This is a genomic window from Nocardioides sp. NPDC047086 (assembly GCF_040643685.1).
GTDB lineage: Bacteria > Actinomycetota > Actinomycetes > Propionibacteriales > Nocardioidaceae > Nocardioides.
On sequence record NZ_JBEYUV010000071.1, the window covers coordinates 1 to 10582 of the forward strand.

Here is a 10582-nt window from a genome sequence, read left to right on the forward strand (position 1 = left end):
GGCCGCCTGCGGCCGAGCGTGTGAGACCAACACGGTGCGATCGAGCGCGGAGCTCACCGTGTTGGTCTCGACACGCCTCCGCCTAGCGGCTCCGGCGGCTCGACCAGCGGGGTCGGCGGCTCGACCAGCGGGGTCGGCGGCTCGACCAGCGGGGTCGAACAGCGGGGTCAGGAGAGGATGCCGGCGTGGAGCAGCTTCAGGTACTGCTCCGAGAGCGTCTCGGGGGTGTGGCGGCCGCCGGGGCGGTACCAGGCGACGGTGGACCAGACGCCGTCACGGATGAACCGGTAGGTCAGCGCGGGGTCGAGGGAGGCCTGGAAGGCGCCCGAGGCCTGGCCGGCCTCGATCACCCGGATCCACAGCGCCTCGTTCTCCCGCGAACGCTCGGCGACGAACTCGAAACCCTCGACGGTCGAGAGGAAGGATGCCTCGTTCTGGTAGAGCGCGACGGCGAGCCGCTCGTTGTGGATCGTCCGGAACGACTCCGTGATCAGCCCGTCCAGGTCGGCCTGCGGGTCGACGCCGGACTCGACGATCTCGGTGAACCGGGCGTTGAGCCCGTCGAGGAACCCCGAGAGCAGCTCGGTCAGCATCGCTTCCTTGGAGCGGAAGTGGTGGTAGAGCGAGCCCGAGAGAATCCCCGCGGCATCGGCGATGTCGCGTACGGTCGTCTGGGCGAAGCCCTTCGTCGCGAACATCTCGGCCGCCAGCGTCAGCAGTTCGGCGCGCCGCGACGACCCCGACGCCGTCCCCCGCCTTCTCGGCGCAACCCCCGTGTCAGTCATGGACGAAGCCTACCAAACAAGCAGTTGCTCAACTACGCTCAGCAGGATGACCCCGCGCACCATCCCCGCCCTGCTCGAGAAGGCCGAACAGACGTACGCCGACCACCCGGCGATCGTCGACGGCTCGACGACGCTCACCTACGCCGAGCTCGCCGACGCGGCGGACAGGACCGCGCGCGCCTTCCTCGCCAGTGGCGTACGCAGCGGCGACCGCGTCGCGATCTGGGCGCCCAACCGCTGGGAGTTCCCGGTCGCGGTGCTCGGCGCGCAGACGATCGGGGCGGCCGTGGTGCCGCTGAACACCCGCTACCGGGGCCATGAGGCGCGAGAGATCCTCGAACGCTCCCGCGCGACCGCCCTGGTCACCGTCAACGGCTTCCTCGGCACCGACTACATCCAGATGCTCCACGACGCCGGCCCGCTCCCGGAGCACCTGCTCACCATCGTCGACCTCGCCCGTGGTTGGGACGAGTTCCTGGCGAGAGGCGACGACACGACCGAGAAGCGCCTCGCGGACGCCAAGGCGAGCGTCACCCCCGATACCCTCGCCGACCTGCTGTTCACCTCCGGCACGACCGGCAAGCCGAAGGGGGTGATGAGCGCCCAGCGGCAGACGATCGGCGTCGCCGACGTCTGGGCCCGCGGCGCCGCGCTCTCCCCCGAGGACCGCTACGCCATCGTCAACCCGTTCTTCCACGGCTTCGGCTACAAGGCCGGCTTCATCGCCGCCTTCACCGCGGGCAGCACGGTCTACTCGATCGCGACCTACGACCCGACCCAGGCGCTGAAGCTGATCCAGGACGAACGGATCACCGTCCTCCCCGGCGCTCCCACGATCTTCACCACGCTCATCAACCACCCCGACCTGAAGGCGTACGACCTCTCCTCGCTGCGCTTCGCGATCGCCGGCGCCGCGAGCGTGCCGGAGAGCCTCTTCGCCGACATGCGCGACGTGCTCGGGATCGACGAGGTCAAAGGGGCGTACGGCCTCACCGAGTGCATGGTCGCCACCACCACCCGCCCCGGTGAGGATCCCGAGCACGTGGCCAAGGTGGTCGGCCCGGCGGTCGAGGGCCTGGAGATCCGCACCGTCACCGCGGCCGGCGAGGACGCGGAGCCCGGCGAGGACGGCGAGGTGTGGATCCGCGGCGACAACGTCATGCTCGGTTACTTCGAGAATCCCGAGGCGACCGCCGAGGCGATCGACGAGGACGGCTGGCTCCACACCGGCGACGTCGGCTTCCTCGACGAGCACGGCTGCCTGAAGATCACCGACCGGATCAAGGACATGTTCACCGTCGGTGGTTTCAACGTCTATCCCGCCGAGGTCGAGAACGCCCTCGCCGGCCACCCCGGCATCGTCGAGGCAGCGGTCATCGGCGTCCCCGACGCACGCCTCGGCCAGGTGGGCAAGGCCTTCGTCGTCGTACGCGACGACCTGACCGCCGACGCGATCACGACCTGGCTCAAGGACCGCCTGGCCAACTACAAGCACCCGAGGACGTACGTGCTGGTCGACAGCCTGCCGCGCAACGCCAGCGGCAAGGTCCTGAAGACAGATCTGCGCGACACCTCGAAATAGGCGGGACACCCCACCGGGGCGGGGTATAGGTTTCGCGAGCCCGTTTTTACTTCCCCCACGGAGGCTTCGATGCCCCGACGCGCCACGATCGCGTCCCTCTCCGGCACCATCCTCGTCCTCGGTGCCGCGACCGCGGTCGCACTGCCGACGACGCTGGACCTCGACATCGCCCGTCCCGGTTCGAGCACGTCCGGCCCGCTGGCCGCCTTCCAGGCGGCCTCGTCGAAGCCGTCGACGCTCCCGGACGGCCCGGTCAAGGCCCATGTCGACGAGGTCGGCCTGACCACCCGGATCGGCACGGGGACCGACGGCACGACCGTGAAGAACAGGCCCGGCAGGACGGTCCTGACCAGCAGCCCCCAGGACGTCAGCGGGTTCGGCGTCGTCGGCATGACCTGGTCGCGCGGCAGCGACCTCGACACCGACGCGGTCAAGGCCAAGGTCCGCACCAGGACCGACGGCGAGTGGTCGACGTGGCGGCCGATGGAGATCCACCTCGACGAACACGCTCCCGACCCCGGCACCGGCGAGGCGAAGGGCAACCGCGAGGGCACCCGCGAATTCCTGGTCGGTCATGTCGACGAGGTCCAGACCCGGCTCGTGCTCCCCGCCGACGCCAAGCTCCCCGACGACCTCGAGCTCGCGGTCATCGAGCCCGGCAAGCCGGCCGGCACCGTCGAAAAGCTGCCGTCGATCGACACCGACGAGGGGACGGCCAAGGCGCCATCGACCCACCAGGGCGACAAGGACGCCGACCTCAACCTGGCGGCCAGCACCTATACCCCGAGCCCGAAGATCTACAGCCGCGCCGACTGGGGTGCCGACGAGTCGATCCGCGAGGACGTCCCGCCGACGTACGGCACGATTCACGGCGGCTTCGTCCACCACACCGCCGGCACCAACGACTACACCGAGGCCGACGTCCCCTCGATCATCCAGGGGATCTACGCCTACCACGTGCAGACCAACGGCTGGCGCGATGTCGGCTACAACTTCTTCATCGACAAGTTCGGCCGGATCTGGGAGGGCCGCAACGGCGGCGTCGCGATGCCGGTCGAGGGCGCGCACACCTCCGGCTACAACACCGACAGCTTCGCCGCCTCCGCGCTCGGCAACTTCGAGACGGTCGAGCCGACGCCGGAGCTGATCCAGGCCTACGGCGCCCTCTACGCCTGGAAGCTCTCCCTCCACGGGGTCAGCGCGGGCGCGACGAACGTCGACATCGACGGCACGACCTTCTCGCACGCGATCAAGGGGCACCGCGACGCCGGGCAGACCCTGTGCCCGGGGCAGCACCTCTACGACGCGATCCCCCAGATCCGCTCCCTGGCCGCCGGCCTGCAGAAGAGCTGGGCCGGGCGCGACCTGGAGTCCAACATCGCCGGCACCAGCCACGCCGACCTCGTCGCGCGGCGGAAGTCCGACGGCCGCGTCTTCACGATGCGTACGGGCGGCTTCGCCGGGTTCGACGCGACCAAGACGTCGACGACGTTCGGCAGCACCACGCGTGAGCAGGTCGTCACCCCGGACATCACCGGCGACGGCAAGGCCGACCTGATCCTCGTCCGCAACGACGGCTCGGCGGGCATCCGCAAGGGCCGCGGCGACGGCACCTTCGCGGCGGTCTACAAGAACCTGTCCACGTCGACGTTCAAGGGCGTCTCCAAGATCACCGCGACCGGCAACATCGGCGGTACCTCGCACAACGACCTCGTGGGCAAGAACGCGAAGGGCTACCTGGTGCGCTACACCGGCAACGGCGCCGGCGGGTTCACCCGGGCGGGCACGACGCGCTCGCTGAGCGGCTTCGACAAGCTCGCCGCGACCGGCGACGTCAACAAGGACGGCAAGCGCGACCTGATCGGCCGCAAGTCCGGGGCGCTCTACTACTTCAAGGGCTCCGGCAGCGCTACGTTCGGCTCACCGATCAAGCTCGCGACCCAGAGCCCGTCCTGGTCGTCGCTGGTCCAGATCAGCGGCTACGGCGACTTCACCGGCGACGGTCGCGGCGACCTGATCGGCCGCGACGGCTCCAACCGCGGCTGGATCTACCCCGCCAGCGGCTCCGGCTTCGGCAAGCCGCTCGGCCCCTTCTCCGGGGTGGACAAGACCCTCGTCGGCGCGGTCAACCTGGTCGGCAACAGCCTCCCGGACCTGATGATGCGGTCGGGCTCGACGCTCTACGTCAAACCCAACAGCGGTCGCCTCAGCCTGGCGAAGCCGATCGATTCCGGCGTGACCCTGACCAGCGCCACCGCACTGATGAACGCCGGCGACTGGAACCGCGACGGCAAGGGCGACTTCCTCGCCAAGCTCTCCGACGGCTCCGTACGCCTCTACCGCGGGTACGGCACGGGCAAGTTCGCCGGCGCGGTCACGATCGCGACCGGGCTCGGCTCGGTGAGCGTGATCGACGCCGTCGGCGACATCACCGGCGACGGCTATCCGGACCTGATGGGTCGCACCTCCGACGGCACGATCAAGCTGTGGCCGGGCAAGGGCTCGGCCAAGGTCGGCGCCTCGTTCGTGATGCGTACCTCGGCCTCCGGCACCCGCCTGGTGGGAGTCGGTCGCTGGACCTCGGGCAACACCCCGGACGTGCTCTTCGTCAACGGCACCTCGCTGGTCGTCCACGAGGGCAACGGCCCCGGGGGCCTGGTCTCCTCCACGAGCCTGTCGATCAACCTCTCCGGCTACGACGCGGTGCTCGGGGTCCGCGACCTGCGCGGTGGCGCCGGCGGTGACCTGATCGCGCGGTCGAGCGGCAACCTCTACGCCTTCGAGCGCAACGGCACCGGCACGGGAGTGACCCGCACCTTCCTAGGCGCGCTGTCGTCCGGCTACGACCTGCTCGGCTGAGCCAGCTGGCGCTCCTGGTTCACCCGGAGCGCCTTCTCGGCTAGGTCGGAGCCGGCCGAGGCGTACAGGTTCAGGACGGCGTGGGCGCCACGCTTCTTGAGCTCGTCGCGCTCCTCGGGGCGCAGGGCGATGGCGGCCACGGTGCCGGTGAACCCGAGCTTCCGGAGCAGGTCCATCGCGAGCAGGTTGTCGCCGTGGAAGGGCATCGTGAGGACGACCAGCTCCATGCCGGTGCCCTTCTTGACCCGCTCCCAGAAGTCCTGGTCGGTGGCGTCGGCCTCGACCACGTCGAAGCCCTCCGCCTTGAGCGAGTCGGCCCGCAGCGAGTCGTGCTCGACGGCGAGCACGTGGTAGCCCTGGGTGTCGCGCAGCTCCTCGTAGGTCGTACGTCCCACCCGGCCCATCCCGACCACCAGCGCCTTGGCGTCGCCGAGGTTGATCGGTCGGTCCGCCTCCTGGAGCCGCTCGGGCCTCCGCACCGGCAGCCGGCGATTGAGCAGATTGATGATCGCCGGGGCGTACGCGTTGAACAGCGCGTCCACCAGGAACGAGAGCGCGGTCGCGACCGCGAGCACGGTCTGCCACTGGGCCGATGCGAGCCCGGAGGCCGACGCGATGACGATCACGATGAGACCGAACTCGGAGTAGTTGGCCAGGGTGAACGAGGCCAGCGTTGCGGTGCGGTAGCGCAGCCCCATGAACGCGAAGATCACGACGTACGCCGCGGCCTGGAGCGGCAGCAGGACCTGCAGCACGGCAGCCAGGGCGAAGTCCTCGAGCGAGGGCACGCCGGTCAGCCCGATGCTCAGGAAGAACGCGATGAGCAGGAGCTCCTTGGTGCTGAACAGCAGCTTGGCCAGCGCTGGCGCCTTGACGTGCGACCCGAGGAGTACGCCGACCACCAGAGCTCCGAGGTCACCCTTGAGCCCCACGGCCTCGAAGGCCCAGTAGCCCGGCACGAGCGCGATCGTCAGCCCGAAGAGCGCGGTCAGCTCAGCAGAGGTGATCCGGTCCCAGACCCGGTGGGCGAGCCAGGCGCCCGGGAGGAGCAGCACCAGCGCGAAGACCCACGGCGAGGGCCAGTGGCCCTTGGAGATGGTCAGGAACGCCACCGCGACGATGTCCTGCATGACCAGCACACCGATGGCGATCCGGCCGTAGAGGGTGTTGTTGTCGTGGCGCTCGTCGAGGACCTTGATCGCGAAGACGGTGCTCGAGAAAGAGAGGACGAAGGCGATCAGCGCCATCTCGCCCAGGTCTGCGTCGGCGAGGAGCGCGAAGCCGAGCGGAGCGATCCCGGCCAGCATGCCGATCCCGATGATGACGCTGAACCCCAGGTGGGCGAAGGTGCTCAGCCACACGTCGGGCCGGAGCAGCGATCTCACATCGAGCTTGAGACCGATGCCGAAAAGGAGCAGCGTGACCCCGAGCTCGGACAGGGTGTGCAGCCCCTCCAGCTCGCCGACCCCGGCGGCGTGCAGCCCGAACCCGGCGGCGAGGAAGCCGACCATGGGCGGAAGTTTCAGGAACATCGCGACCAGCCCCGCTCCTAGTGCGACAAGCAGGTAGAGCGCGGTCAGCGACATATGGACGTCCCCCAGGGTAAAGCTCGACGGTTCGGACACACGTACGATACCGCGTGATACCACGCAGGGTTACAGTGGGTCCATGGCTATGACTCTGCGACTCAGCGAGGCCGACGACCGGCTGCTGTCCGACCGCGCCCGGACGGAGAACCGGTCCAAGCAGGAGATCGCCCGCGAGGCCATCCGTGCCTACCTCAACGACCACGACCGGCGCATCGAGGATCTCGAGGACGATCTCGCCATCGCGCGCTACTCGCTGCGCCGCGAGCTCGGCGAGGTCAGCTACACCCCGCACGCCGAGGCTCGCCGCGCCCTCGGTCTCGACCGCCCCGCCGGCGAGTGAGCTATCAGGTCGTCTGGGCCGACGAGGCGTTGCAGTCGGCCGAGGCGTACGTCGACGACGACCCCATCGGCCTGATCCAGGTCTTCGACACCGTCGACACCCTGGCCGAGACCCCGCGCGACGTCGGCGCCTACGCCTGGGGCAAGGACCGCTACCGCCTCCGCGTCGGCCGCTACCGCATCGTCTACGTGGTGGAGGAGCGCCGCATCACCGTCGCCGTCATCCACCTGGGGCGGCGGAGCGTCTAGCCCCCGCTGCCCCCGCTGGTCGAGCCGCAAGGCCGCCTGCGGCCGAGCGTGTCGAGACCAACACGGCACGATCAAGCGCGGACGGCACCGTGTTGGTCTCGACACGCCTCCGCCTAGCGGCTCCGGCGGCTCGACCAGCGGGACGGCGGCTCGACCAGCGGGACGGCGGCTCGACCAGCGGGACGGCGGCTCGACCGGCGGAGTCAGAGCCGCTCGATGACCAGCGCCATGCCCTGGCCGCCGGCGGCACACATCGTCTCGAGCCCGTAGCGGCCGCCGGTCTCCTGCAGATCATGGAGGAGCGTGGTGGCGAGGCGGGCGCCGGTGGAGCCGAAGGGATGGCCGAGGGCGATCGCGCCGCCGTTGACGTTGACCCGCTCGGGGTCGAGGCCGATCTGGTCGATGCTGGGCAGCACCTGGGCAGCGAAGGCCTCGTTCATCTCCACCAGGTCGATGTCGGACGGCGAGAGGCCGGCGCGGGCGAGCGCCTGGCGGGACGCCTCGACCGGCCCGAGACCCATGATCTCGGGCGAGAGCCCGGAGACCCCGGTCGAGACGATCCGGGCCAGCGGCGTGATGCCGAGCTCGGCGGCGCGGGAGTCGCTCATGATCACCAGCGCAGCTGCACCGTCGTTGAGCGGGCAGCAGTTGCCGGCCGTGATGGTGCCGTTCTCACGGAAGACCGGCTTGAGCCCGGCGACCTTCTCGAGCGTCACCCCGGCCCGCGGGCCGTCGTCGGTGGAGACGACCTCGCCGGACGGCAGCGTCACCGGCGTGATGTCCCGCTTCCAGAAGCCACGGGCGGCAGCGGCCTCGGCGCGGTTCTGGGAACGTACGCCCCACTCGTCCTGCGCCTCGCGCGTGATGCCGTACATCTCGGCGACGTTCTCGGCGGTCTCGCCCATCGCGAGGTGGTAGTCGGGCAGATCGCCGGTCTCGCGAGGGTCGGTCCAGGCCTCGCCCGCGGCCACCCGCGCGGCACCGCGCTCGCCGGCCTTGAGGAACTCCTCGGCCTTGGTGTCCGGCATCCCGTCGGCCTTGCCGCGCTCGTAGCGGGACACGCACTCCACCCCGGCAGAGATGAACGCGTCCCCCTCGCTCGCGCGGATCGCATGGAAGGCCATCCGGGTGGTCTGCAGCGACGAGGCGCAGTAGCGATGGACCGTGGTGCCGGGCACGGCGTCCAGGCCGAGACGTACGCCGACGACCCGTCCGATGTTGTAGCCCTGCTCCCCCGCGGGCTGAGCGCAGCCCATCATCAGGTCGTCGATCTGCGTCGGATCCAGCTCCGGGACCGACGAGAGGGCGCTGCGTACGATCTGCTCGGCCAGCTCGTCGGGACGCAGGTCCTTCAGCGAGCCCTTGAAGGCGCGGCCGATCGGCGAGCGGGCGGCAGAGACGATGACTGCTTCGGGCACGGTTTTCTCCTCAGGAGTTGGGGGTGTGCTGGAGGAAGGCGGGCCACTCGCCGCCGCCGTCGACCGCGATGACGGCGCCGGTGATGTGCGCGGCGAGCGGAGAGGCGAGCATCAGACAGGCATCCCCGATCTCCGACGGGGTCGCGAAGACGCCGCGCGGGATGGTCGCGGCCACCGCGGCCCGCTGCTCCGGACTGCCGTAGTGGTCCTCGGACCCGGGGGTGGCGACGATCCCGCAGGCGACGGCATTGACGCGTACGTCGGGGGCCCACTCCACCGCGATCGACCCGGTCAGGCTCTCGACCGCCGCCTTCGCCGCCCCGTAGACCGCGGTCCCGGGACTGGGCCGGTGTGCCGAGATCGAGCTGATGTTGACGATGGACCCGCGAGAGGCCTTCAGGGCCTCGTACACCGCCTGGCAGACGTAGGCGGTCGCCAGGAAGTTGATCGCCGAGATCTTCTCGTGGAAGCGCGGCGACGCGGTCGCGAAGTCGGCGTAGGGAGCGCCACCGGCGTTGTTGACGACCACGTCGAGCCGCCCGAGCCGCGAGGTGATCGCCGCGATCCACGCCGCGACCTGCTCCGGATCCCGCACGTCGACCTGGGAGAAGACCGGCTTGCGCCCGTCGATCACCGGCAGCTCGGCCGGGGCCGACCGGCCGCAGATCTCGACCTCCGCGCCGGCCTCGAGGAACCGCGCGACGATCCCGGCACCCACGCCGCGCGCACCACCGGTCACCGCGACCACCTTGCCGCTGAAATCGATCTCGACTGCCATGTCCGGCAGTCTAGAGGGACTACCAAGCAAATGCTAGGTTGATGGCCGCGGTGAGCGGTGTGGGGTCGGCCACCGTGCAACCTTCCCGGGAATACCGGAGAGTCCCTCCGTCTTGCGTCAGGAGTGGATCGGGGCCATCGGCCCCGGCAGACCTGAGAGGAACTTCTTGTGACCACGACCGCCGTCGACACCTTCACGGACGTGATCCGCTCGCGCCGTTCCGCGCGAGCCTTCCTGCCCGACCCGGTGCCCGCCGACGACATCCGCGGCGTGCTCGAGGACGCCCAGCGCGCCCCGTCGCACAGCAACACCCAGCCGTGGGAGGTCCACGTCTTCTCCGGTGCGGCCCGTGACCGCCTCAGCGAGGCGATGCTCAAGGCGTTCGAGGCGGGCCAGATGAGCCCCGACTTCACCACGACGTACGGTGCCGACGACAGCGTCCACACCCAGCGGTCGCAGCAGGCCGGAGCCGTTCTCTACGGCGCCATGGGCATCGCCCGCGAGGACGTCGACGGCCGCACCAAGGCCGTCGCCCAGAACCTGCGCTTCTACGGTGCCCCGCACGTGGCACTGCTCTTCGTGCCGGAGCTCGGCGACGTCGTGCGCGCTGCCAACGACGTCGGCATGTACGCCCAGAACTTCCTGCTCTCCCTCACCGCCCGCGGCTACCACGGCGTACCCCAGGGCATGCACGGCCTCTTCGCCGACACCGTCCGCGCTCACCTCGGCCTGCCCGCCGACCTCAAGCTGCTCTACGGCATCTCCTTCGGCACCGCCGACCCCGAGGCCTCGGTGAACCGCCTCGACCTCGGCCGCGCCCCGCTCGACGAGCACATCGTGCTGCACGACACCTCGCTCTGAGCCGCTGCCCCCCGCTGGTCGAGCCGCCGGAGCCGCTAGGTGTACCCGGTCAAGAGGTTGGTAGCAGGTCGTTGACGTGGGGAGAGCCTCCGGGGTGAGGTGTGGATTGTCTAGATTCACGC

9 protein-coding genes are annotated in these 10582 nt (G+C 70.0%); 5 read left to right on the plus strand and 4 right to left on the minus strand.

The window, feature by feature from the left end:
* Positions 1–167: 167 nt before the first annotated feature.
* Complete coding sequence (locus ABZ796_RS27195) at positions 168–785, minus strand: TetR/AcrR family transcriptional regulator (RefSeq protein ID WP_357341266.1); 618 nt, start codon at positions 783–785, stop codon at positions 168–170.
* A 46-nt stretch (positions 786–831) separates the two neighbouring features.
* On the opposite strand from ABZ796_RS27195, the gene ABZ796_RS27200 reads away from it, so the two are divergent.
* Both ABZ796_RS27200 and ABZ796_RS27205 read left to right on the plus strand, forming a co-directional pair.
* Positions 832–2367 carry an AMP-binding protein gene (locus tag ABZ796_RS27200; protein ID WP_357341268.1) on the plus strand — a complete coding sequence of 512 codons (1536 nt, stop codon included), beginning with the start codon at positions 832–834 and terminating at the stop codon, positions 2365–2367.
* A gap of 69 nt (positions 2368–2436) precedes the next feature.
* Positions 2437–5226 (plus strand): FG-GAP-like repeat-containing protein, encoded by a 2790-nt coding sequence (locus tag ABZ796_RS27205; protein ID WP_357341270.1) that lies wholly within the window; start codon positions 2437–2439, stop codon positions 5224–5226.
* Here the strand turns inward: ABZ796_RS27205 and ABZ796_RS27210 are convergent.
* Positions 5208–6812: a cation:proton antiporter family protein gene (locus ABZ796_RS27210; RefSeq protein ID WP_357341272.1), complete on the minus strand. Its 1605-nt coding sequence runs from the start codon at positions 6810–6812 to the stop codon at positions 5208–5210. The two genes, ABZ796_RS27205 and ABZ796_RS27210, sit on opposite strands and share 19 nt — an antisense overlap.
* Positions 6813–6894: 82 nt before the next feature.
* Here ABZ796_RS27210 and ABZ796_RS27215 point away from each other — a divergent pair, with 82 nt between their 5' ends.
* Positions 6895–7155, plus strand: a complete 261-nt coding sequence (locus tag ABZ796_RS27215) for a ribbon-helix-helix protein, CopG family (protein ID WP_357341273.1) — start codon at positions 6895–6897, stop codon at positions 7153–7155.
* Positions 7152–7403, plus strand: a complete 252-nt coding sequence (locus ABZ796_RS27220; protein WP_357341275.1) for a type II toxin-antitoxin system RelE/ParE family toxin — start codon at positions 7152–7154, stop codon at positions 7401–7403. The genes ABZ796_RS27215 and ABZ796_RS27220 overlap by 4 nt, the downstream gene beginning before the upstream one ends.
* Before the next feature lie 203 nt (positions 7404–7606).
* On the opposite strand, the gene ABZ796_RS27225 is transcribed toward ABZ796_RS27220, so the two are convergent.
* Positions 7607–8821: an acetyl-CoA C-acetyltransferase gene (locus ABZ796_RS27225; protein WP_357341277.1), complete on the minus strand. Its 1215-nt coding sequence runs from the start codon at positions 8819–8821 to the stop codon at positions 7607–7609.
* A gap of 10 nt (positions 8822–8831) precedes the next feature.
* Positions 8832–9599: an SDR family oxidoreductase gene (locus ABZ796_RS27230; protein ID WP_357341278.1), complete on the minus strand. Its 768-nt coding sequence runs from the start codon at positions 9597–9599 to the stop codon at positions 8832–8834.
* A 168-nt stretch (positions 9600–9767) separates the two neighbouring features.
* On the opposite strand from ABZ796_RS27230, the gene ABZ796_RS27235 reads away from it, so the two are divergent.
* Complete coding sequence (locus tag ABZ796_RS27235; RefSeq protein ID WP_357341279.1) at positions 9768–10460, plus strand: nitroreductase; 693 nt, start codon at positions 9768–9770, stop codon at positions 10458–10460.
* Positions 10461–10582 lie beyond the last annotated feature (122 nt).

Bases quoted from the DNA above. Each gene is read 5' to 3' on its own strand.
- ABZ796_RS27205 (WP_357341270.1), top strand. From the start codon at position 2,437: ATGCCCCGACGCGCCACGATCGCGTCCCTCTCCGGCACCATCCTCGTC.
- ABZ796_RS27200 (WP_357341268.1), top strand. From the start codon at position 832: ATGACCCCGCGCACCATCCCCGCCCTGCTCGAGAAGGCCGAACAGACG.
- ABZ796_RS27210 (WP_357341272.1), bottom strand. From the start codon at position 6,812: ATGTCGCTGACCGCGCTCTACCTGCTTGTCGCACTAGGAGCGGGGCTG.
- ABZ796_RS27230 (WP_357341278.1), bottom strand. From the start codon at position 9,599: ATGGCAGTCGAGATCGATTTCAGCGGCAAGGTGGTCGCGGTGACCGGT.
- ABZ796_RS27215 (WP_357341273.1), top strand. From the start codon at position 6,895: ATGGCTATGACTCTGCGACTCAGCGAGGCCGACGACCGGCTGCTGTCC.
- ABZ796_RS27195 (WP_357341266.1), bottom strand. From the start codon at position 785: ATGACTGACACGGGGGTTGCGCCGAGAAGGCGGGGGACGGCGTCGGGG.